Source organism: Methylobacterium sp. E-041 (genome assembly GCF_022829665.1).
GTDB lineage: Bacteria > Pseudomonadota > Alphaproteobacteria > Rhizobiales > Beijerinckiaceae > Methylobacterium.
The window spans coordinates 15,624-38,071 of record NZ_JAKSYQ010000040.1 but is presented as its reverse complement, the minus strand read 5'-3'; the positions used below and the strand labels follow the sequence as shown (position 1 = coordinate 38,071).

The following is a 22,448-nucleotide window of genomic DNA, read 5'->3' as shown; positions in this document are numbered from 1 at the left end:
ACACCGACCGACGATCCTCGCACCAGACAGGGAATCCCCATGGCCCGCTCGATCCTGCACATGCTGACGCCGCTCAAGCACATGAGCCCGTTCGACGTGAACATGGCCGTCGATGCCGGGTTCGAGACCATCGTCACCTACACCGACGTGACGCTGCCGGACGTGGTCTCGCTCACGCAGGATTCGATCTTCTCGCGCGCGCCCGGAGACGGCGTCCGCACCGGCATCTTCATCGGCGGCAAGAACGCCGAGGACGCCCTCGACATGGTCGACCGGGCCAGGAAGGCCTTCGTGCCGCCCTTCGCCAACCACCTGTTCGCCGACCCGGCCGGCTCCTTCACCACCGGCGCGGCGATGGTGGCGCAGGTCTCGCGGGCCTTGCGCCAGAAATTCGGCACCGGCCTGAAGGACAAGCGCATCGTCATCTTCGGGGGCGCCGGCGTCGTCGCCTACGTCGCCGCGGTGATCGGCGCGCTCGAAGGCGCCAGGACGGTGCTGGTCGGCCATGACGGCGAGGAGCGGGTTTCGAAGATCGCCTTCACGATGAAGTGGCGCTTCGGGATCGAGGTCGGCGCCATCGACGGCACCACGCCGGACGACCGCCGCAAGGCGATCGCGGATGCCGACGTGATCCTTTCGGCCGGCCCCGCCGGCATTCCGATCCTCTCGGCCGAGGACCTGCGCGCTGCCCCGAACCTGCTCGTCGCCTCGGACGTCAACGCGGTGCCGCCGGCGGGCATCGCCGGGATCGACGTCAACGCGGTGGACGTGGCGCTTCCGGTCGGCAAGGGCGTCGGCATCGGCGCGCTCGCCGTCGGCAACGTGAAGTACCAGACGCAGAAGCAGCTGTTCGGGCGGATGCTCGCGGCCGAGGCGCCGCTCTGCCTCGATTTCCGCGACGCCTACGCCCTCGCCGTCGAGATCGCCGGCTGAGACCGGCAAGGCCGGCGGGGCGATCATGGCCGGCGCGGCGATCCTGATCGCGGCCCAGTCGGGGCGGGCCCTGGCCGAGGCCGCCCGCCGCGCCGGGTTGCGCCCGTTCGTCGCCGACCTGTTCGCCGATTCGGACACCCTGGAACTCGCCGCGGCGCATCGCCCGCTCGAGGGCCGGTTCGGCACGGGACGGCTCGCGGAGACGGTGCTCGCCCATCTCGACGCGCTGTCGGCGATGGCCGGCGGTGCTCCGCTCGGCGTGGTGCTCGGCAGCGGCTTCGAAGCCGCACCCGCGCTGATCGCTGCGATCGGGCGGCGCCATCGCCTGGTCGGCGCGGGGGCCGAGACCGTGTCCGCGCTGAAGGACCCGCTGCGCTTCGCGGCCCTGTGCGCGACGCTCGCCATCCCGCATCCGGCGGTGACGCGGGCGCGGCTCGACGACCCGAAGGCCTGGCTGCTCAAGCGGGCCGGGGGCTCGGGCGGGAGCCATATCCGCACGGCGACAAGCGGGCCGGCGCCGGCGGGCGCCTATTTCCAGGCCCGGGTCCCGGGCCGCGCCTTCGCGCTCAACATCCTGGCCGACGCGTCGGGCGCGCGCATCCTGGCGCTGACCGAGCAGTGGAGCGCGCCGTCTCTCCTGCGCCCGTTCCGCTATGCCGGCGCGCTGGCGCCGGGGCGGCGGGAGGCCTCCGCGCTGCCGGACGCCATCGTCGCCGCCGTCACGGAGGCGGCCGACGAGCTGGTCCGCGCGACCGGGCTGCGCGGGCTCGCGAGCGTCGACTTTCTGTCCGACGGCGAGGCATGGTGGCTGACCGAGATCAACCCGCGCCCGGGCGCCACCCTCGACGTGCTCGACCGGCGCGGCGTGCCGCTGCTTCGCGCGCATGTCGAGGCCTGCCTCGGCCACGCGCCCGAGATCGGGCCGGCGCCGGAGGATGCGGCGGCCTCGCAGATCTGTTACGCGGCGCGGGATCACGCCGTCGTCCCGGCGGTCGCTTGGCCGGACCACGTGCGGGACCGGCCCCGCGCCGGGACACGGGTGATGCGGGACGCCCCGCTCTGCACGGTCCTGGCGGGGGGGCCGGACGGGCCGGCGGCACGACAAGAATTGGGGACCCGGATCGCCAGCTTGCGCGACCGGCTGTCCGAGGAGGAAACGCATGAGCACCAACCAGCCGAGCCTGAACGCCATCGCGACGCCCCTGGTGGAGCGCTTCGTCGCTGACGCCGACGTTCTGCGCCTGTCCGTGACCCAGGCGCCGGGCGGCGCGCGCATGGTCGATGCCGGCGCCTCGGCGCGCGGCTCGATCGAGGCCGGCCGCCGGATCGCCGAGATTTGCCTCGGCGGCCTCGGTACCGTCTCGATCAGCCCGTCGGGCCCGATCCCGTCCTGGCCGTACTCGGTGGTCGTCCACGCCGCCGACCCGGTGCTGGCCTGCCTCGGCAGCCAGTATGCCGGCTGGTCGCTCGCCGACGAGGACGGCGATTCCGGCTTCTTCGCCCTCGGCTCCGGCCCGGGCCGCGCCGTCGCCGTGGTCGAGGACCTCTACAAGGAGCTCGGCTACCGCGATTCGGCCACGAAGACCGCCCTGGTGCTCGAGGCCGCCGGCGGGCCGCCGGCCAGCGTCGTCGCCAAGGTCGCCGAGGCCTGCTCCCTGCGCCCGGAGGACCTGACCTTCATCTTCGCGCCGACCCAGAGCCTCGCCGGCGCGACACAGGTCGTTGCCCGCGTGCTCGAGGTCGCCCTCCACAAGGCGCACACGGTCGGCTTCGACCTGCACCGGATCGTCGACGGCATCGGCTCGGCGCCGCTGTCGCCGCAGCACCCGGACTTCATCAAGGCGATGGGCCGCACCAACGACGCGATCATCTACGGCGGCCGGGTCCAGCTCTTCGTCGACGCCGACGACGCGGAGGCCAAGCAGCTCGCCGAGCAGCTGCCCTCGACCACGTCGAGCGACCACGGCGCGCCCTTCGCCGAGATCTTCTCGCGGGTGAACGGCGACTTCTACAAGATCGACGGCGCGCTGTTCTCGCCGGCCGAGGCGATCGTCACCTCCATCCGCACCGGCGCGACCTTCCGCGGCGGCAAGCTGATGCCGGAGCTGGTCGAGGCGTCGTTCTCGTAGCGGCAGTCGAGGCCGGCTTTCACGACACGAAGGCCATCGCCCGCGGCTCTCCCGGGGTTTCCCCACCATCGTCATTCCGGGGCGCCGCAGGTGAGCCCGGAATCCAGATCCGCCGTGGCGGCAAGCTCGGGCACCGTCGGCGGCTCTGGATCCCGGGCTCCGCTTCGCGGCCCCGGGATGACGGCGTGGAGCGGGAGGGCAATGCGTGTCGGCGGAACCGGCGGCTTGAACCATCCTTGGGGTGACCGACAGAATGCGCATCGCGCTCGCGGCCGACAACGGCAATTGGCACAAGGCCCGGCTCCTGGCGGCGCTTCGCGCGCAGGGCGTCGAGCCGGTGCTGTTCTCGCTCGCCGACGTGGCGATCGTCACCGGCGGCGGCGAGCCCCTGCAGGTGCCGGGCTTCGCCGGGACGCTGCCCGACGGCGTGCTGCTGCGGACCATCGCCGGCGGCACCTTCGAGGCCACGACGATGCGTCTGGGCGTGCTGCATGCGCTGGTGGCCTCGGACGTCACCGTCTGGAACGGCCCGGTCGCGATCGAACGCTCGGTCGACAAGGCGGCGACCAGCCTGATGATCGCCCGCGCCGGCCTGCCGACGCCCGACACCTTCGTCTGCTCGAAGCGCACGGCCGCCGCCGAGATCGTCGCGCGCGAGGCCGGCCCCGGGCGGCCCCTGGTGCTGAAGCCGCTGTTCGGCTCGCAGGGCGAGGGGCTGCAGCTGATCGAGCGGCCGGACGACCTGCCGCCGGAGGATGCGGTCTCGCGGGTCTACTACCTCCAGCGCTACGTGCCCCGCAGCGACGGTCTGTGGCGCGACTACCGCGTCTTCGTCTGCGAGGGCAGGGCCATCGCCGGGATGATCCGCGAGGGCGACGGCTGGATCACCAACGTCCACCTCGGCGGCCGCCCGCTGCCCTGGGCGATGCCGGCGCGGGCGGCCGAGCTCGCCGAGGCCGCCGCCGCCGCGGTCGGCGTCGACTACACCGGCATCGACCTCGTCGAGGACGGGGAGGGCGGCTTCCTCGTGCTCGAGGTCAACTCGATGCCGGCATGGTCGGGGCTGCAAAAGGTCTCGGAGGTCGACATCGCCGGGGCGGTGGTGCGCGGCTTCCTCGCCGCCGTCCGGTCCGCGCGCCGGCCGCGGCTCGTGGTCGCCTGATGCGCCTCGCGCCGGAGGCGATCGCGGCCTCGTACCAGGCGGCGTGCCTAGCCGAGCTCGACGCCCTGAAACCCGGCAACGTCCACGCCTACGCCGCCGGCCATCGCATGGCGGTGGCCGATTTCACGACGAGCGCCGCGGTGTCGGCGCCCGCCCTGGCACGCGGCGGAGCCGGGCTCGGCGCACGGGTCCGCGACGCGGTCGGGGCAACGATGGCGGCGGTGGGACAGAACACCAACCTCGGCATCCTCCTGCTCTGCGCGCCCCTGGCGCTGGCCGCCGAGCGGGGAACCACCGTGGCCGAGGTGCTGGCCGGCCTCGAACCGGCGGATGGGCAAGGCGTCTTCGACGCGATCCGCCTCGCCAACCCGGGCGGGCTCGGCCGGGCCGGACGGCACGACGTGGCCGCGCCGGCCCCGGATTCCCTGGTGGCGGCAATGCAGGAGGCTGCCCCGCGCGACCGCATCGCCCGCGCTTACACCGACGGCTTCGCCGACCTCGTCCGGGTCGGCCTCCCGGCTCTGGCAGCCGCGCGCGAAAAGGATCTCGAACCGGCCTGGTGCACCACCGCCGTGCATCTCGCCTACCTGCAGGCGTTTCCCGACAGCCACGTTACGCGCAAGCACGGCGCCGACCGGGCGGAGGCCGTGCGGTCCGAGGCCGTGGAGGCGCTTACAGGCCTCGACCTGCGCGCCCGGCCTGTGGAGCGCCTGCTGGCGCTCGACGCGGCGTGGAAGGCCGCCGGGATCAATCCCGGCACCAGCGCCGATTTCACAGTCGCCACGCTGTTCTGCGATGCCCTCGCATCCGCGGGCGCCCGTGTCGCGGACCCTGCGGGCGTCCCCTGAAAAAGTTCCCGCCGTCAAGCGCCGGGCCGCACTTTTAATATCGATTTCAGCGCGTTGCCATGGGTTGTGACGGGCCGGACCGCGCTGTAGGGTCCGCGCCGCTATCCGGGCTAACCGGCCCGGCTTTTCCAAGGCCGGGCGTCGCGAACAAGGATGGCTTCCGGCCGCGCCCGACTCGACGGGCCGCGGTCCTTGAGTTTGGAATCCAGGGAGAAAACCCGAATGGCAAAGATCACCAAGGTCCAGGTCGGCGAAGCCCTCGTCGGCGACGGCAACGAGGTCGCCCACATCGACCTGATCATCGGACCGCGCGGTTCGCCGGCCGAGACCGCCTTCTGCAACGGCCTCGTGAACAACAAGCACGGCTTCACCAGCCTGCTCGCGGTCATCGCGCCGAACCTGCCGTGCAAGCCCAACACCCTGATGTTCAACAAGGTGACCATCAACGACGCCCGTCAGGCCGTCCAGATGTTCGGCCCCGCCCAGCATGGCGTCGCCATGGCCGTGCAGGACGCCGTCGCCGAGGGCATCATCCCCGCCGATGAGGCCGACGACCTGTTCATCCTGGTCGGCGTGTTCATCCACTGGGAAGCTGCCGACGACGCCAAGATCCAGAAGTACAACTACGAGGCCACCAAGCTGTCGATCCAGCGCGCCGTCTCCGGCGAGCCGAAGGCCGCCGCGGTCACCGAGCAGCGCAAGTCCGCGACCCACCCCTTCGCCGCGAACGCTTAGATCGGGGACAGTCCTGGGCAGAGCGCGCCTCCGCCCGCACCGCGGGGCCTGCTCCAGCGACTGGCCTCTATCTTCCTCGGACGATAGAAACAAGAAGGCGGGACGGCGAAAGCCGCCCCGCCTTCTTTCGTTCGTCGCGTTCCCTTGCGATCCGCCTGCCCCGGGCGAGCCAGATCCGGGCACGCCGACCCCGACCACCCCGACGCGAGGCCCGGCATGAGCGAGACGAGCAACACCTTCAAGAAAGCGCCCAAGCGCAAGAAGGAGAAGGCCCGCACGGTTTCCGTCTCCCCGGAGATGCGGCAGGCCTACGCCGACCTGATCACCGAGAAGGCGACCAAGCAGGAAAGCTACGGGCGCCACCTGCCGGGGACCGAGACGAAGCGGTAGCGCGGACGGCACGCTGCGCGACCGGCTCGAACCCTCGTCGGGTCGCCCGTCGCGGACGTGCGGTGCGTCCCCTCTCCCGACCCTCGCTCACGCGAGGCCGACCCTCCCCGCAGAGGGGGGAGGGAAGGCGCGGGCGCCTCGACGCGATGCGTGACAATGGCCCGGACGGGAGCGTGCCACGACGCGCCGCGCGCGAATCCCTCGGCCAAAGAAAGACCCGCGCCCCCTGAGGGACGCGGGTCTTAAAGCTTCAAAGAGTTCGCGTCAGCCGCGCGGAAAACCCGCCGCCTCGATCACGTCCTCGACCGTCCGCAGGCCGGCGCGCGGAGAGTTGACGAGGCAGGCCATGTTGCCGGGCGGGTGCTGGTTCTTCCACATCTTGGTATGCGCCTGCGGGATCTTCTCCCAGGGGAACACCTCGCTCATGCACGGATCGACCCGGCGGTCGATCACGAACTGGTTGGCGGCCGAGGCCTGCTTGAGGTGGGCGAAGTGCGAGCCCTGGATGCGCTTCTGGCGCATCCAGACGTAGCGGGCGTCGAAGGTGATGTTGAAGCCGGTGGTGCCGGCGCAGAACACCACCATGCCGCCGCGCTTCACCACCAGCGCCGAGACCGGGAAGGTCGCCTCGCCCGGGTGCTCGAACACGATGTCGACGTCGTTGCCCTTGCCGGTGATGTCCCAGATTGCCTTGCCGAACTTGCGGGCTTCCTTGGTCCAGGCGTTGAACTCCGGCGAGTTCACCTTGGGCAGCTGGCCCCAGCAGTCGAAGTCCTTGCGGTTGATGACGCCCTTGGCGCCGAGGCTCATCACGTAGTCGCGCTTCGACTCGTCCGAGATCACGGCGATGGCGTTGGCGCCGGACGCGGCGCAGAGCTGGACGCCGAACACGCCGAGGCCGCCCGAGGCGCCCCAAATGAGCACGTTCTGGCCGGGGCGGACGGTGTGCGGCGCGTGGCCGAACAGCATGCGGTAGGCAGTGGCGAGCGTCAGCGTGTAGCAGGCGGCCTCCTCCCAGGTGAGGTGCTGCGGCCGCTTCATCAGCTGGCGCGACTGCACCCGGCAATACTGGGCGAACGAGCCGTCGGGAGTCTCGTAGCCCCAGATCCGCTGCGAGGACGAGAACATCGGGTCGCCGCCGTTGCACTCCTCGTCGTCGCCGTCGTCCTGGTTGCAGTGGACGATGACCTCGTCGCCGACCTTCCAGCGCTTCACCTTGGCGCCGACCGCCCAGACGATGCCGGACGCGTCGGAGCCGGCGATGTGGTACGCGGCCTTGTGCACGTCGAAGGGCGAGATCGGCTCGCCGAGGCCGGCCCAGACGCCGTTGTAGTTCACGCCGGCGGCCATGACGTAGACCAGGACCTCGTCGTCGCCGATGTCCCAAACCGGCAGCACCTCGAGCTGATGCGAATCCTCCGGCGGCCCGTGGCGCTCGCGGCGGATCGCCCAGGCATACATCTTGGCGGGCACGTGACCGAGCGGCGGGATCTCGCCCATCTCGTAGAGGTCCTTGACCTCGCCCGTCCCGGCGCTGGCCGGTTGCAGTGCCGCGCTGGCAGCCATCGTCTCTCTCCTGAATCCGTTTCGTGCCCGCTCGCGGTTCTGACGACGCCGCGGTTCCGGCCTAGCGCTATAACGGCGAAGGATGAGGCGTCCAAGGGTCTGCAAGTCGTCCGAAAGGCCAGGAGTACGGTGTCCGACAAGAAAAAAGGCGCCGGCTCATGCCGACGCCTTCTGGATACAAAATTAACTTGGCGGCCACCCAAAAACTATTCGGCGGCGGCCTTGCTCGTCTCGATGCCGAGACCTTCCGCGACCCCGCGGCCGAAGTCGGGATGCACCCTGTACCAGTGCCCGATCATCCGATCCTGGATGTGGCGCGGCGAGTCGCCCATCGAGGTGACGATGTTCTCCACGAGCCGCTTGCGCTCGCCGTCGTCGAATACCTTCGTCCATAGGTCCCGCGGCTGGCCGTAGAGGTCGGCGTCGTCGCCCGGCCAGCCGTAGCGGCCGGCATCCCCGGTGATCCGCAGCGGCGGCTCGGCCACCGACGGATCCTCGACCGGCCCGCCGAAGGAGTTCGGCTGGTAGTCGACCTGCGCGCCGTGGTTGCCGTCCGTGCGCATCGCGCCGTCGCGATGGTAGGTCTGGACGGCGGCCTTCTTCGCCTGGTTCACCGGGATCTGCTGGTAGTTGATCCCGAGGCGGTAGCGGTGCGCGTCGCCGTAGGAGAGCAGGCGGTTCTGCAGCATCTTGTCCGGCGAGAAGCCGATGCCGGGCACGACGTTCGAGGGCTCGAAGGCCGACTGCTCGATCTCGGCGAAGTAGTTCTCCGGGTTCCGGTTGAGCTCCATCTCGCCGATCTCGATCAGCGGATAGTCGCCGTGCGGCCAGACCTTGGTGAGGTCGAACGGGTTGATGTGGTAGGTGTCGGCGTCGAGCTCGGGCATCAGCTGCACCGAGACCTTCCACTTCGGGAAGTCGCCCTTCTCGATCGCGGTCGAGAGATCGGCGGCCGAGTAGTCCGGATCCTCGCCGGCGATCTTGTCGGCTTCCGCCGCAGAGAAGTTCTGGATGCCCTGCTGGGTGTGGAAGTGGAACTTCACCCAGTGCCGCTCGCCGGCCTCGTTCCAGAGCGAGAAGGTGTGCGAGCCGTAGCCGTTCATGAAGCGGGCCGACTTCGGCGTGCCGCGGTCCGAGTACAGGATCATGACCTGGTGGATCGCCTCGGGGGAGAGGCCCCAGAAGTCCCAGCGGCGCCAATGGGGTTTCAGGTGGGTGCGCGGATCGCGCTTCTGGGTGCGGATGAAGTCGGAGAACTTGATCGCGTCGCGGACGAAGAAGATCGGCGTGTTGTTGCCGACGAGGTCCCAGTTGCCTTCCGAGGTGTAGAACTTCAGCGCGAAGCCGCGCGGATCGCGGGCGGTGTCGGCCGAGCCGGATTCGCCGCCGACCGTCGAGAAGCGCGCCACCATCGGCACGTCCTGCCCGACCTCGGTCAGCACCTTGGCACGGGTGTACTGCGACAGGCTCCGGGTCAGCCGGAAGGTGCCGTAGGCGCCGTAGCCCTTGGCGTGGACGACCCGCTCCGGGATCCGCTCCCGGTTGAAATGCGCCATCTTCTCGATGAGATGGTAATCCTGCATCAGCACCGGGCCGCGGGTGCCGGCGGTAAGTGAGTTCTGGTTGTCGGAAATCGGGTTTCCGAACGCCGTCGTCAGACGGGGCGAGGTGTCTGCCATCGTGCAGGGCTCCTTGGCTTGGTGGTCCGCGTGGTCGGGCGCGCACGCCGCGCGTCCAGGTCCGAATGCGGCCAGCCAACGCGCGTCGAGCGGTTTGGAACCGTTCGAAACCGCGGCGGTGCCACCCATCCCCGTCAAATTTCCTTGATGTCGACCCTGAGATTTTTGCGGGCGCCTCGCCGCCCGGTGACGGGCGCCGGCCCTTCGCATGAGATGACGGCCCGCGACGGCTTCGCTACGGTGCGCCGCAAGGGGCGGGGCGAGCGAGCCGCGCGACGAACGGATCAGCGGAGACGGGTGACATGAGCGCGAGCGCGAGCGTCGACGGGGTGAAGCGCGACAAGCCTTGGATCATCCGCACCTATGCGGGCCATTCGAACGCCAAGGAATCGAACGCGCTGTACCGGGGCAACCTCGCCAAGGGGCAGACCGGCCTGTCGGTCGCCTTCGACCTGCCGACCCAGACCGGCTACGACCCCGACCACGAGCTGGCGCGCGGCGAGGTCGGCAAGGTCGGCGTCTCGATCGCCCATCTCGGCGACATGCGGACGTTGTTCGACGACATCCCGCTCGTCCAGATGAACACCTCGATGACGATTAACGCCACGGCGCCGTGGCTGCTGTCGCTCTACCTCGCGGTCGCGGAGGAGCAGGGCGCGCCGTTCTCGGGGCTGCAGGGCACCACCCAGAACGACATCATCAAGGAGTACCTGTCGCGCGGCACCTACGTGTTCCCGCCGGCGCCGAGCCTTCGGCTGACCAAGGACGTGATCCTGTTCACGACCAAGGAGGTGCCGAAGTGGAACCCGATGAACGTCTGCTCCTACCACCTGCAGGAGGCCGGGGCGACGCCGGTGCAGGAGCTGTCCTACGCGCTCGCCATCGCGATCGCGGTGCTCGACACCGTGCGGGACGACCCGAACTTCGATGCCGAGAGCTTCCCGGAGGTGTTCGGGCGGATCTCGTTCTTCGTGAACGCAGGCCTGCGGTTCGTCACCGAGATCTGCAAGATGCGCGCGTTCTCCGAGCTGTGGGACGAGATCGCCCAGGAGCGCTACGGCATCGACGACCCGAAGAAGCGGATCTTCCGCTACGGCGTGCAGGTGAACTCGCTCGGCCTCACCGAGCAACAGCCTGAGAACAACGTCCACCGCATCCTGATCGAGATGCTGGCGGTGACGCTGTCGAAGCGGGCGCGCGCCCGTGCGGTGCAGCTGCCGGCCTGGAACGAGGCGCTCGGCCTGCCGCGCCCGTGGGACCAGCAGTGGTCCATGCGGATGCAGCAGATCCTCGCCTTCGAGACCGACCTGCTCGAGTACGACGACATCTTCGACGGCTCGAAGGTGATCGACGCCAAGGTCGAGGCGCTCAAGGTCGAGACACGGGCCGAGCTGGAGCGCATCGGCGGGATCGGCGGCGCGGTCGCCGCGGTCGAGACCGGCGCGCTCAAGCGGTCGCTCGTCGAATCCAATGCCCGCCGCATCTCGGCGATCGAGGCCGGCGACCAGATCGTCGTCGGCGTCAACAAGTGGCAGCAGGGCGAGCCCTCGCCGCTCACCGCAGGCGAGGGCGCGATCTTCACCGTGTCCGAGACGGTCGAGATGGAGGCCGAGGCCCGCATCCGGGACTGGCGCGCGAAGCGCGACGACAACGCCGTCGGCAAGGCGCTCGAGGAGCTCGAGGCGGCGGCGCGCTCGGGCGCCAACATCATGCCGGTCTCGATCGCCGCCGCGAAGGCCGGCGTCACGACCGGCGAGTGGGGGACGCGCCTGCGCGAGGTGTTCGGCGAGTACCGCGCGCCGACCGGCGTCACCCTGCAGACCGTCTCGTCCGGCGCCGCCGAGGAGGCCAAGCTGCTGATCGCCGATCTCGGCGAGCGCCTCGGCGAGCAGCCGCGCCTCGTCGTCGGCAAGCCCGGCCTCGACGGCCACTCGAACGGCGCCGAGCAGATCGCGCTGCGCGCCCGCGACGTCGGATTCGACGTGACCTACGACGGCATCCGGCAGACCCCGGCCGAGATCGTCGCGAAGGCGAAGGAGACCGGCGCCCACGTGGTCGGCCTCTCGATCCTCTCCGGCAGCCACGTCCCGCTGGTGCGCGACGTGAAGGCGAAGATGCGCGAGGCCGGCCTCGACCACATCCCGCTCGTGGTCGGCGGCATCATCTCGCCCGACGACGAGCTGGTCCTGAAGAACATGGGCGTCTCGGCGGTCTATACGCCGAAGGACTACGTGATCGACACGATCATGATCGGCATCGCCAAGGTGGTCGAGCGCGCGATCGACAAGACCAACCGCACCGACGGCGCCGCGAAGGGCAAGGACGCGGCGGCGAAGGTCTATTGAGGCGCGAGGCCGCCGGCTGCAGCGACACGCGCACCCGGCGGCTTCACCCGGGCGGCCCGGGAGCGTAGAGCGGCACCATGCTCGCCCCCCTCATCGCGGTTCCCCTCGCCGCGGCCCTCAGCGCCGGCCTGATCGTCCGGCTCCGGCCGCTGCTGGTCCGCTACGCGCTGGCCCGCCCCAACGCGCGCTCGAGCCACACCGAGCCGACGCCGCAGGGCGGGGGGATCGCCGTCGTCGCGGCGACCCTCGCGGTGACGGGGCTGCTGCTCGCCGCGCCGGATGCGGGCCGCGACGTGCTGGTGCTCGGGCTCGGCGCCGTGGTGCTCGCCCTGGTCGGCGCCGTCGACGACATCCGCCCGCTGCCGGCGTCGCTTCGCCTCGTGCTGCAGGCCCTCGTCGTCGCCGCCCTGGTGGCGAGCGTCGACGGACGGCTGGTGCCGACCCTGCCGCTCGCGGTGGAACGGGTGCTCGCGGTGCTCGCCGGGATCTGGTTCGTGAACCTCGTCAACTTCATGGACGGGCTCGACTGGATGACGGTCGCCGAAACGGTGCCCGTTACCGGCGCGCTGATCCTGCTCGGCGGGTCCGGCGCCTTGCCGCCGGCCGCGATCCTCGTCGCCGCGGCCCTGCTCGGGGCGATGCTCGGCTTCGCGCCGTTCAACCGGCCAGTGGCGAAGCTGTTCCTCGGCGATGTCGGCTCGCTGCCGCTCGGGCTGATCCTGGCCTGGCTGCTGTACCGGCTCGCCCTCGCGGGCGGCCTCGCCGCGGCGATCCTGCTGCCGCTCTACTACCTCGCCGACGCCACCCTCACGCTGATCCAGCGTGCCGCCCGGCGCGAGCCGGTGTGGCAGGCGCATCGCAGCCACTTCTACCAGCGGGCCACCACGAACGGCATCGCGGTGACCGGCGTCGTCGGACGCGTGCTCGCGCTCAACGCATGCCTGGCCGCGCTCGCCGGAGCGACCTTGTTTTGGCCCTCGCCGGCCATCACCCTCGGTGCCCTGGCGGTCGGATGCGGTCTGGTCGGATCGGTGCTGGCCCGATTCGCGCGGGCGCCGGCCAAGCACGGAGTGACGACGTCTTGAGCCAATTGATCGCGCTCACCGGGGCGACCGGCTTCATCGGCCGGCACGTCCTGAGAGATCTGACGGCGCGCGGCTACCGCGTCCGCCTGCTGCTGCGGCGGCCGGTGGACGCGATGCCGGAGGGTGCCTCGAGCGCCATCGTCGGCGACCTGACCCGGCCGATGAACATGGCGGCGGCGCTCGCCGGCGTCGATGCGGTGGTGCATTCGGCCGGCCTCGCGCACGCGATGTCAGGCGCACCGGAGGACGATTACCGCACGCTCAACACTGAGGCGACGCGGCGCCTGGCCGAAGCCGCCGCGCGGGCGCGGGTGCGCCGCTTCGTGTTCCTGTCATCGATCCGTGCGCAGACCAGCCCGACCGCCGCCGGGACCGTGACGGAGGCCGACGATCCGGCTCCCACCGACGCCTACGGCCGCTCCAAGCTCGAGGCCGAGCGGGCGCTCGACGCGATCGGCCTCGATTGGGTCGCCCTGCGGCCCGTCCTGGTCTACGGCGCCGGCGTGAAGGGCAACATGGCCGCGCTGGTGCGGCTCGCCCGCTCGCCGTATCCGCTTCCGCTCGGATCGCTGGCCGGCCGCCGGTCGCTGGTCTCGGTCGAGAGCGTGTCGGCGGCGATCGATACGGTGCTGCGGACCGACGCCGCGCTGAACCGGCCGCTGGTCGTCGCCGACCCCGACGCGCCGACGCTCCCGGAGATGCTGACGGCCCTGCGCGCTGGGCTCGGCCGACGGCCCGGCCTGGTTCCGATACCCTCGGCGGCGATCGGGCTGGCCTGCCGCCTGACTGGGCGAGAGGCGACCTTCTCGCGGTTGGCCGAGAATCTGGTCGCGCGCAGCGACGGTTTGGCGGCCCTCGGCTGGGCGCCGGCCGGCACGACGCGGGACGGCCTCGCTCGGCTCGCGCGCCTGTCGGCCTGATCGGCGGATCAGTCGTCCCGGCAGAACGACGGCGCGGTGCCGTCGTCGATCATCCGGCAGCCCCGGGCGATCTCGGATTCGATCAGGGCGCAGGCATTGTCAGCGTTGCAGGGCGGATGGGTCGCCGGGGAGACCGAGATGCAGCGCTCGACCAGCCGCTCGGCCTGACGCGCCCCGACGTCGGCGCGGCAACTTTCGGCGCTTGCGGATAAGGCCCCGGGCAGGACGATCGCGAACGCCGCAGCGACGACGATGGAGCTTCGGCGAAGCGATGCGGCGGCGCGGGACGGCCTCATCGAAGGCAGGCCTCGGTCGAAAGAAAGCCCCGGCCGCGAGGCCGGGGCTCGATCCTACGACACCGAGGCGATGGCGTCAGCGGCGAACGTCGATCACGTCGCCCGAGCGGCTGTCCACCACCACCGTGATGTCGTCGCCGCGACGATCCGATCCACGAACGATGATGCGCGGCCCGCGGCGGTCGACGTTGTCGACGTCGGCAAGGCCCTCGCGACGGGCGATCCGGATCGCCTCGCCGCGGCTCAAGTCGATGTCGTCGCGGGGCCCGCGGTCGCGATAGCCGGGATCGACGCGAACGCCGCCCGGTCCGATCTGGATGCCCTGCGCCGAGGCCGGCGCAGCGACGCCAAGCCCGGCCACGCCGAGACCGGCGACCATCGTGAGGCCTGCGAGAAACGTCTTCGTCCGCATGAATTCGTCCTTCCTTCGGCACACTCCCTGTACGGAAACTGCGCTCGGTTCGGTCGTCGCCTCAATCGGCGGGGCGTCGAATGGTTCCCGACCGGGAAAGCTCGCGAATCAACAGAGGCCGGCGTCGGCGGTTCCGAGGGCCGGCGCATCCGGGCTCGCCGGCGCCACCGCGACCGGCTTGTCGAAGCGCTCGCGGAAATGCGGGATCGCCGCCTCGAACACCGCCTCCGCGGCGGCCCGGTCGCCGGCCTCCACCGCCTCGCGCAAGGCCACCGTCCAGGCATCGAGCCGGGCGCGGTCGGCGAAGACCGGCTTGGCCGCCATCACGCCGTCGATCCCGTCGAGGCTGACGCGGGGCTCCTCGCGCGCGAACAGGATCTCGTTCAGGCGCTCGCCCGGCCGTGCGCCGGAGAACACCAGCTCGATCTCCGCGCCGGGCTCGAAGCCGGCGAGCCGGATCATGCGCTCGGCCAATTCGGCGATCTTCACCGGCTGGCCCATCTTGAGGACGTAGACCGCGGCGCGCTGGTCGGCCGCACCCGGCGCGAGGCTGCGCGCCTCGCGGTCGGCATGCGAGGCCGCGGTGAGGACGAGGTCGGCCGCCTCGCGCACGGTCATGAAGTAGCGGACCATGTCGGGGTGCGTCACGGTGACGGGGCCGCCGCGGGCGATCTGCGCCTTGAACACCGGCACCACCGAGCCGACCGAGCCGAGCACGTTGCCGAAGCGCACGGCGATCAGCCGTGTCGGGTGGCCGGGGATCGCGGCCTGCTCGGCGTCGCGCGCCTGCGCCACCATCTCGGCGAAGCGCTTGGTGACGCCGAGCTGCGACACCGGCTCGATCGCCTTGTCGGTCGAGATCATCACCAGCGCGCGGGCGCCGGCCGCCACCGACGCGTCGGCGACGTTGATCGAGCCGAACACGTTGGTCTTGATGCCCTCGCTCCAGTCGCGCTCGAGATAGGGCACCTGCTTCAGCGCGGCGGCATGGAACACGTAGTCGGGCCGGAATTCGGCGAAGACCGCGTGTAGGCGCTCGCGATCGCGGATGTCGGCGAGCGTCCCGCCGACCTCGGCCTGCGCGTTGAGCAGCGCAGGCTGGCTCAGGATGCCGTGCAAGGCCGGCTCTGAGCTTTCCACCACCATCAGCGCCGAGGCGCCGAAGGCGAGCGCCCGGGCGCAGATCTCGGAGCCGATCGAGCCGCCGCCGCCGGTCACGAGCACGCGCTTGCCGGCGAGGAACCGCTCCAGCCGCGGCCTGTCGATCGCGACGGTGGGGCGCAGCAGCAGGTCCTCGATCTCGAGCGGCGCGAGCTCGGCGTCCCGCATGCCGTCGCCGAGGCTGACCACCCGGGCGAGCGGCAGGCCGAGCCGCCGGGCGCGGGCGATCAGGTCGTCGGGCTCGGCCTCGGGCGCCAGCGCGCTCGGGGTCGCGACGAGCCGGCGCACCGGCTGGCCGCGGGCGGCGAGGTCGCCGACGACCCGCTCCAGGTCGGCGAAGCCGCCGAGCACGGCGACCTCGCGCATCGTCTGCCCGGCCTCGTCGGCGCGCGGCGAGAGGATGCCCTTCGGCGCGAGCTTGCGCACCGAGCCGGATTCGATCGCGCGCAGCAGCGTCTCGATGTCGGCGCCGCGGCCGAGCAGCAGCGTCGGCACCGTGGCCGAGCGTGCGCTCGACTGCTTGGAGCGGGCGTATTTCAGGTAGCGGAAGGCGAGGCGCGTTCCGCCGAGCAGGAAGATCTGCAGCACCCAGTACAGGACGATGGCGATCTTGCCGAAGAAGTAGAACCCGTACAGGTCCGACGAGACCAGGACATAGTCGAGCACCAGCAGCCCGAAGGCGAGCACGCTCGCGGCGCGAACGATGCCGGCGAGATCGGGCAGGGAGGCGAAGCGCCACTTGGTGCGGTAGAGCCTGAACCGTCCGTAGACGAGGCCGGCGACGACGAGGAACGGTGGCAGCAGGACGGGAAGCGCGTGCACGCGTTCGGCGAGGGCGTCGCCGGTGAAGCGGAACACGAAGGTGAGGACCACGGCCAGCGCGGTCGCCACGAGATCGTGGACCACCATCACCGCGGTCTTGTAGGTGCGCTGCTGCATGATGTTCCGCGGCGGTATCGGCTCCGCCTCGGGCGGTGTCAACGCGATCGGTCAGCCGGTCGGGCGGACGGCCCGCGCCACCGCGTCGTCGGCCTGGTCGATGTCGGGCGCGTCGATCCGGCGATAGCGGGCCTGGATCAGGCCGAAGGCCCCGAACGCCACGTGGCCGGCCGCGACGATCGCGAGCAGGATCCGGCCGTAGGGCTGGGCGCGCAGGGCCTGGAACGCCCCGGACAGGCCCTTCACCTCCGACGAGGCCTGATACCAGGCCGCGACGACGACGAAGCCGCCGATGATCAGGAATGCGATGCCGCGGGCCGCGTAGCCGAACCGGCCGACCGGCTCCGCCCAGGCTTGGCGCGCCGCGTCGAGGGCGAGGCGCTCGGTCACGTCGCCGCGGACGGCCTTGACCAGGAAGCCGACGCCGCCGCCGGCGACGCCGAGGCCGATCAGCGCCACGGCGAAGCGGCCGAAGGGTTTGGCCAGCAGCCACGCCGTCCAGTCCTGCAGGCCGTCGCCGTCCGACTGCAGGCCGAGCCCGAGTGCGAGGCTCGCCGCCGTGAGCCCGAGGCCGGCATAGATGCCGGCGCTGACGAGGTGGGCGCCCCGCACCACGAGCCCCTTGGGCGAGGTGCCGCGTCGGTCGGCGTCGGTCACCGCCTCGACGAGGCGCCAGGCGGCGAAGCCCCAGAGCCCGAGGGCGATCAGGCCGACGATCCAGGGGCCGAGGGGTCCGAGCAGCACGAAGCGGAGCGCGTTCTCGCTGTCGCCGGCCTTGCCGCCGGCCCCGACCGCCGCGAGCACCGCCAGCACGCCGACGACGCAGTAGACCGCGCCGCGGGCGCAGAACCCGAAGCGCGCCAGCCGCTCGATGGTGTTGCGCCCGGCGAACGCGGTGGACGGACCTTGGGCCGAGCCGGTCACGCCGGCTCGCGCTGCGGCTTCCCGGCCAGCGCCACGTAGAACCCGAGCCCGTCCCCGGCCGGGAGCGTCTGCAACCTGTCGACGAGGCCGCGGCGCTTGGCGTCGAGCAGCAGGCGGCCCGCCGGTTGGAACAGGGTCTCGCCGCCGCCCTCAGGCGGCGGATCGAGGCGGATCGCCACGGTCTTGCCCTTGGCGAAGCGGCTCCGCTCCAGCATCTCGTTCAGCGACGCCTCCGCGGTCGCCCGGTTGGCACCGCGCAGGTCCATCACCGATTCCGCATCGGTGACGCCGAGGCCGCCGCGCAGCTTGTCGGCGTAGAAGTCTTCGAAATGGGGCAAGGGCTGCGACCTGGTGGGTGTTGGCTAGAACGACAGACCGGCGAAGACGGTTGCGACGGGCAAGGCGCTGCCGAATTCGGGAAGCTCGATCGCGCCGTCGAGGCCGAGCGCCTGCTTGCGCCAGGCGTCGCCCTCCTGCCGGCGCCAGACCTCCACCCGCGGCTCGTCCTGATACACGATCAGGAAGACCTGCAGGCTCTCGACGGCACGGTAGAAGTCGGTCTTGCGGCCGCGGTCGGCGCTCATCGTCGAGGGGGACAGCACCTCCGCGACGAGGACGGGATCGGACGCGTAGCCGTCCGGCAGCATCGGGCCGCAACGCACCACCACGTCGGGGATCGGCGCGAAGTCGTCCATGTCCCGGCTGACGACCGCGATGCCGGGGACGACGCGGCAGCCCCGCACATCGGCGAGGTCGCCGAGGCGACGGATGAGATTGGAGACGATGGTCTGGTGCCGCTCGGTCGGTGGCGACATCAGCACCGGTTCGCCGTCGAGCAGTTCCCAGCGCTCGTCGTCCGGGCGGCCGGCGACCCAAACCCGGTAGTCCGGGACGCTCATGCGGTCGTCCCGCTTCGCCGCGACTGCCATGCGGGCCTCTCCGAACTGCCTGGGCGAGCGTACCATAGATGGGTCCGCCCGCGACCGGCGTCAGCCGCGGGCGTTCAGAATTCCACCCGGGCGTAGATGTCGGCTACAGCGAGCGTGCCGCCGAGCTCGGGCAGGTCGATCACGTCGCCCCGTCCCAGCATCCGCATCGCCCATCCGGCGTCGCGCCGCCAGACCTCGGCCCGGGCATCGTCCTGATAGACGATCAGGAAGACCTGCAGCGCCGCGACCGTGCGGAAGAAATCGGTCTTGCGGCCGCGATCCATGCTCATCGTCGAGGGGGACAGTACCTCGGCGACGAGCAGCGGGTCGCGGGTGTAGCCGTCGCGGGGCAGCGGGCCGCACTGGACCACGATGTCGGGGATCGGCGCGAAGTCGTCCATCTCCGCGCTGAGCACGGCGAGGCCGGGGAGGGCGCTGCAGCCCCTGCGCTCGGCGAGTTCGTCGAGGCGCCGGACCAGGTTCGCGACGATGCGCTGGTGACGCCCGCTCGTCGGCGACATCAGCGTCGGTACGCCGTCGAGCAGCTCCCAGCGCTGGTCGTCCGGCTTGGACGCGACCCAATCCTGGTATTCGGCGACGCCCATGCGCGCGTCGCGTCGTCGGGCAACGGCCATCGCGGCCTCCTCCGGTGAGGCCGCGATGGTAGCAGTCCGGGGCCGGTCCGCAACGGCGCGGACGCTCGGGTTCAGCCGTGCACGAGCACGTTGCGGAACTGCCAGGGGTCGCTGGCGTCGATGTCCTCCGGGAACAGGCCCGGGCGGCCGGCCAGCGGCGTCCAGTCGGTGTAGACGCCGACGACGGGGCCGAGATACGGGGTCTGGACTTCGAGGCAGCGGCGGAAGTCCATCTCGTCGGCCTCGACGATGCCGGCCTCGGGGTTCTCCAGCGCCCAGACCATGCCGGCGAGCACCGCCGAGGTCACCTGAAGGCCGGTGGCGTTCTGGTAGGGCGCGATCCGGCGCGTCTCCTCGATCGAGAGCTGCGAGCCGTACCAGTAGGCGTTCTTTTTGTGGCCGTAGAGCAGCACGCCGAGCTCGTCGATGCCGTCCTCGATCTCGTTCTCGTCGAGGATGTGGTGCTTCTCCTGCACCTTGCCGGCATTGCCGAACATCTCGTGGAGCGACAGCACGGCGTCGTTGGCCGGGTGGTAGGCGTAGTGGCAGGTCGGGCGGTAGGCCGCGCGCTCGCCCTCGAGAACCGTGTAGTAGTCCGAGATCGAGATCGCCTCGTTGTGAGTCACGAGGAAGCCGAACTGCGACTGCGCAGTCGGGGTCCACGAGCGCACGCGGGTGTCGGCGCCGGGCTGCAGCAGGTAGATCGCGCAGCGCGAGCCCTTCTCCTGCTCGCGGGCGTTCTCGGGCATCCAGGTCTCGTGCGTGCCCCAGCCGAGCTCGGCCGGCTGGTTGCCCTCCGAGACGAAGCCCTCGACCGACCAGGTGTTGACGAACACGCCCTGCGGCTTCGGATGCTTGGCGCGCTGGGTGTCGCGCTCGGCGATGTGGACGCCCTTGACGCCGACCTCGCGCATCAGCGCGGCCCATTCGGCGCGGGACTTCGGCTCGGGCGTGGTCACGCCGGTGTCCTTCGCGATGTTCAGCACCGCCTGCTTGACGAACCACGAGACCATGCCGGGATTGGCGCCGCAGCACGAGACCGCGGTGGTGCCGCCGGGGCTGGCGGTGCGCGCGTCCAGGATGTCCTGCCGCAGCGCGTAGTTGGTGCGGTCGCCCTGGCTCTTCTCCTTGTCGAAGTAGAAGCCCGGCCACGGCTCGGCGACGGTGTCGATGTAGAGGGCGCCGAGCTCGCGGCACAGCTCCAGGATCGCGCGCGACGAGGTGTCGACCGAGAGGTTGACGCAGAAGCCCTGGCCGCCGCCCTCGGCGAGAAGGGGCGTGAGCACGTCGCGATAATTCTCGCGGGTTAGCGCGACCGTCTCGAAGCGCAGGCCGTGCTTGTCGGCGAGAGACCGGTGCGAATCATCCGGATCGATCACGGTGAAGCGGGCACGGTCGTATTCGAAATGGCGCTCGATGAGCGGAAGCGTGCCGCGACCGATCGATCCGAACCCGATCATCACGATGGGTCCGCTGATGCGGCCGTGGATCGGCCCTCTGTTCGGCCCTTGGTTCGGCGTGTCGGTCATGGCTCGGGCGGTCCTTCGGATGTGCGCGGCGCGCAGGGGCGGCTCGGGTTAGGCGGCCGATGTGACGATGGGGCGACAGGCCGGGCTCGTCCGCGAACGGGCGTCCGCGACGGCCCCCCGGCCCGGGCGCCGATCCCGGTCGGCGATCGATCGCGGCGCGGGGTATGTCCGGCCCTAGTGCCGCCTCGTGCCGTGAGGGTCAACCGCGCAACGCCCGCGCGGCGAGCAGAGTCATTGACGAAGTGTTGCTGCGGCATGCGATGACTGCATGCGAGCCCCACCGAACCTCATGTTGCGTGCATCGCACAACGCTCGCATGCTGCACTGCGAAATCGATCACGATCCGTGCCGGATCATCGATCGAACGGAGTCCGCCATGCTGTCCGTCCTCACCGCCCGCGTTCCGGTACCTGCCGACGAGCCGCAGGACCGCGATCCCGGTTTCCTGACCCTCGCCTTCACGGTCGTGCGCGTCCTCCGGCGCGAGGGCCGCAGCGCCTTCGAGCGGCGTTGCGCCCGCGCCGCCGAGACGCTGCCGCACGCTTGATCCTGTTGCGGCGCCGGTCGTATCCACCGGCACCGGATTGCGCAGCCTCGGCTTGACCGCTAGGCGGCTTCCTCAACGCCACATCGGCCGAGGGGGCCGTTCTTCGCATGTCGCCGATCCGCGCATCCCGCCGTCCCGCGATCCTCGCCTCCGTCCTGATCGCGCTGTCGATCGGCACAGTCCCGTGCGCCGCACAGGAAGAGGCGTCGGAGGCTCCGCCCGAGGCCGCGCCGAAGGTCAAGCCGAAGCCGCGCCCGCCCGCGCCGAAGCCGGCCCCGAAGGCGACGCCGGCCGCCGCCCCTGCCGCGCAGGCTGCGCCTGCCAAGACCGCGGCGGTCTGGCCAGCCGGCGCACTCTCCATCACCGAGAATTACGGCGACTGGACGCTGAGCTGCAGCCGTGCCGAGCCGGCGACGTCGTGCATGCTGATGCAGTCGCAGGGGGACAACAAGACCGGCAAGCGCCTGTTCGCCTTCGAATTGCAGGCGCCCAAGGACGGGCGGTCCGAGGGGCTGATCCTGATGCCGTTCGGCCTGGCGATCGACCCGGGCATCACCTTCAAGCTCGACGACGTGGTGCTCGGCAAGGGCGCGCCCTACATCTCGTGCGGATCCGAGGGCTGCCTGGTGCCGATCAGCTTCCCGACGCTCGCCACCGACGCGATGCGGACGGCCAAGACCCTTCAGGTGATTGGGGTGAAGTCCGGGACCAACGATCCGCAGCCGATCGCCGTGCCGCTCGGCGGGTTCGCACCGGTCTGGGACCGGGCGATCGCCCTGAGCAACTGACGCGCGGCGATCAAAGCGACGCGCGGGACATCAACCCGCCGCGCCACGACACCGGCGAGCGAGACGACGAGGAGAGGCCGAGCATGCGCGACCCGATGATCCTGGCGGCCCTGCTCGCCTGCCTCGCCAGCCCGCTCGCGTCGCAAGAGTCGAGCCCGCCCGGTGCGCCGCCGGACTCGATGCCCGACGCACCGCCGATGGACAAGAAGCGGGTCATGGCCGCGCGGCTCGCCGGGCTGGTCGGCTTCGCCAACACCTCCTGCCCGGACATCCAGGGCGATCCCGCGCTGCTGAAATCGGCCGTCGAGCGCCTCGGAATCGATCCGCAGGACCTGGAGCAGGGCGAGCTGGCGGCGATCTCGCGCTCGTATGTCGAGACCTATCGCAAGGACGTTCCGGCCAATTGCCAACGCGCGATCGAGACGTTCGGCCCGTCGAGCCGAATCGTCCCGAACCTGATCGTCAGGCGCTGAGCGTCGCGCGGCCTCCCATCGAG

Annotated in this window: 23 protein-coding genes; 13 read left to right on the top strand and 10 right to left on the bottom strand. The window is 71.0% G+C overall.

The annotated features are described in order from the left end of the window. Positions 1–39 precede the first annotated feature (39 nt). The 7 genes from MKK70_RS02775 (at position 40) to MKK70_RS02745 (ending at position 6,197) form a co-directional block, all read left to right on the top strand. Positions 40–933 (top strand): NAD(P)-dependent methylenetetrahydromethanopterin dehydrogenase, encoded by an 894-nt coding sequence (locus tag MKK70_RS02775; protein ID WP_147842522.1) that lies wholly within the window; start codon positions 40–42, stop codon positions 931–933. Positions 934–958: 25 nt separating this feature from the next. Next, the gene (locus MKK70_RS02770) at positions 959–2,158 is read left to right on the top strand and encodes an ATP-grasp domain-containing protein (protein WP_243945713.1); all 1,200 of its coding nucleotides are present in this window, start codon (positions 959–961) and stop codon (positions 2,156–2,158) included. After that, positions 2,094–3,062, top strand: coding sequence for a methenyltetrahydromethanopterin cyclohydrolase (gene mch / locus MKK70_RS02765; RefSeq protein WP_147729305.1), 969 nt, complete (start codon positions 2,094–2,096; stop codon positions 3,060–3,062). Before MKK70_RS02770 ends, mch begins: the two co-directional genes overlap by 65 nt. Positions 3,063–3,315: 253 nt before the next feature. After that, the gene (locus MKK70_RS02760) at positions 3,316–4,224 is read left to right on the top strand and encodes a RimK family alpha-L-glutamate ligase (RefSeq protein WP_147842520.1); all 909 of its coding nucleotides are present in this window, start codon (positions 3,316–3,318) and stop codon (positions 4,222–4,224) included. After that, on the top strand, positions 4,224–5,072 hold the full coding sequence (locus MKK70_RS02755) for a triphosphoribosyl-dephospho-CoA synthase (protein WP_243945711.1): 849 nt from the start codon (positions 4,224–4,226) through the stop codon (positions 5,070–5,072). Before MKK70_RS02760 ends, MKK70_RS02755 begins: the two co-directional genes overlap by 1 nt. Before the next feature lie 222 nt (positions 5,073–5,294). Next, positions 5,295–5,807, top strand: a complete 513-nt coding sequence (fae, locus tag MKK70_RS02750; RefSeq protein WP_147726855.1) for a 5,6,7,8-tetrahydromethanopterin hydro-lyase — start codon at positions 5,295–5,297, stop codon at positions 5,805–5,807. A 216-nt stretch (positions 5,808–6,023) separates the two neighbouring features. Next, positions 6,024–6,197, top strand: coding sequence for a hypothetical protein (locus MKK70_RS02745; RefSeq protein ID WP_187274654.1), 174 nt, complete (start codon positions 6,024–6,026; stop codon positions 6,195–6,197). A 264-nt stretch (positions 6,198–6,461) separates the two neighbouring features. On the opposite strand, the gene ccrA is transcribed toward MKK70_RS02745, so the two are convergent. After that, on the bottom strand, positions 6,462–7,763 hold the full coding sequence (ccrA, locus tag MKK70_RS02740; protein WP_147726857.1) for a crotonyl-CoA carboxylase/reductase: 1,302 nt from the start codon (positions 7,761–7,763) through the stop codon (positions 6,462–6,464). A gap of 206 nt (positions 7,764–7,969) precedes the next feature. Then, a complete protein-coding gene (locus tag MKK70_RS02735) occupies positions 7,970–9,442 on the bottom strand; it encodes a catalase (protein WP_243935650.1) in 1,473 nt (490 codons plus the stop codon). 302 nt (positions 9,443–9,744) lie between these two features. Between MKK70_RS02735 and MKK70_RS02730 the strand changes: the two genes are divergently transcribed. The 3 genes from MKK70_RS02730 (at position 9,745) to MKK70_RS02720 (ending at position 13,792) form a co-directional block, all read left to right on the top strand. Then, positions 9,745–11,787, top strand: a complete 2,043-nt coding sequence (locus tag MKK70_RS02730) for a protein meaA (RefSeq protein ID WP_243945710.1) — start codon at positions 9,745–9,747, stop codon at positions 11,785–11,787. 77 nt (positions 11,788–11,864) lie between these two features. Next, the gene (locus MKK70_RS02725) at positions 11,865–12,872 is read left to right on the top strand and encodes an MraY family glycosyltransferase (RefSeq protein ID WP_243945709.1); all 1,008 of its coding nucleotides are present in this window, start codon (positions 11,865–11,867) and stop codon (positions 12,870–12,872) included. After that, on the top strand, positions 12,869–13,792 hold the full coding sequence (locus tag MKK70_RS02720; protein ID WP_243945708.1) for an NAD-dependent epimerase/dehydratase family protein: 924 nt from the start codon (positions 12,869–12,871) through the stop codon (positions 13,790–13,792). Before MKK70_RS02725 ends, MKK70_RS02720 begins: the two co-directional genes overlap by 4 nt. 8 nt (positions 13,793–13,800) lie before the next feature. On the opposite strand, the gene MKK70_RS02715 is transcribed toward MKK70_RS02720, so the two are convergent. From MKK70_RS02715 to MKK70_RS02680, 8 genes are all read right to left on the bottom strand, one after another. Further along, on the bottom strand, positions 13,801–14,088 hold the full coding sequence (locus MKK70_RS02715) for a hypothetical protein (protein WP_243945707.1): 288 nt from the start codon (positions 14,086–14,088) through the stop codon (positions 13,801–13,803). Between the two features lie 76 nt (positions 14,089–14,164). After that, entirely contained in the window at positions 14,165–14,500 is a 336-nt protein-coding gene (locus tag MKK70_RS02710) for a PepSY domain-containing protein (protein WP_243935642.1), read from the bottom strand. Positions 14,501–14,608: 108 nt separating this feature from the next. After that, on the bottom strand, positions 14,609–16,600 hold the full coding sequence (locus MKK70_RS02705) for an SDR family NAD(P)-dependent oxidoreductase (protein ID WP_243935641.1): 1,992 nt from the start codon (positions 16,598–16,600) through the stop codon (positions 14,609–14,611). A 51-nt stretch (positions 16,601–16,651) separates the two neighbouring features. Next, positions 16,652–17,524, bottom strand: coding sequence for a DUF1206 domain-containing protein (locus MKK70_RS02700; RefSeq protein ID WP_243945706.1), 873 nt, complete (start codon positions 17,522–17,524; stop codon positions 16,652–16,654). Then, complete coding sequence (locus MKK70_RS02695; RefSeq protein ID WP_147728461.1) at positions 17,521–17,862, bottom strand: hypothetical protein; 342 nt, start codon at positions 17,860–17,862, stop codon at positions 17,521–17,523. The genes MKK70_RS02700 and MKK70_RS02695 overlap by 4 nt, the downstream gene beginning before the upstream one ends. 24 nt (positions 17,863–17,886) lie before the next feature. Beyond that, on the bottom strand, positions 17,887–18,453 hold the full coding sequence (locus MKK70_RS02690) for a Uma2 family endonuclease (protein ID WP_147843202.1): 567 nt from the start codon (positions 18,451–18,453) through the stop codon (positions 17,887–17,889). Positions 18,454–18,527: 74 nt separating this feature from the next. Further along, on the bottom strand, positions 18,528–19,088 hold the full coding sequence (locus MKK70_RS02685) for a Uma2 family endonuclease (protein WP_243945705.1): 561 nt from the start codon (positions 19,086–19,088) through the stop codon (positions 18,528–18,530). Between the two features lie 71 nt (positions 19,089–19,159). Then, positions 19,160–20,617 (bottom strand): homospermidine synthase, encoded by a 1,458-nt coding sequence (locus tag MKK70_RS02680; protein ID WP_243945703.1) that lies wholly within the window; start codon positions 20,615–20,617, stop codon positions 19,160–19,162. Positions 20,618–20,993: 376 nt separating this feature from the next. On the opposite strand from MKK70_RS02680, the gene MKK70_RS02675 reads away from it, so the two are divergent. The 3 genes from MKK70_RS02675 to MKK70_RS02665 all read left to right on the top strand — a co-directional run bounded on the left by MKK70_RS02675 (position 20,994) and on the right by MKK70_RS02665 (position 22,425). Next, positions 20,994–21,164 carry a hypothetical protein gene (locus tag MKK70_RS02675; RefSeq protein ID WP_187274656.1) on the top strand — a complete coding sequence of 57 codons (171 nt, stop codon included), beginning with the start codon at positions 20,994–20,996 and terminating at the stop codon, positions 21,162–21,164. Positions 21,165–21,271: 107 nt separating this feature from the next. After that, positions 21,272–21,952 (top strand): invasion associated locus B family protein, encoded by a 681-nt coding sequence (locus MKK70_RS02670; protein ID WP_243945700.1) that lies wholly within the window; start codon positions 21,272–21,274, stop codon positions 21,950–21,952. Positions 21,953–22,035: 83 nt separating this feature from the next. Then, complete coding sequence (locus MKK70_RS02665) at positions 22,036–22,425, top strand: hypothetical protein (protein ID WP_243945698.1); 390 nt, start codon at positions 22,036–22,038, stop codon at positions 22,423–22,425. Positions 22,426–22,448 lie beyond the last annotated feature (23 nt).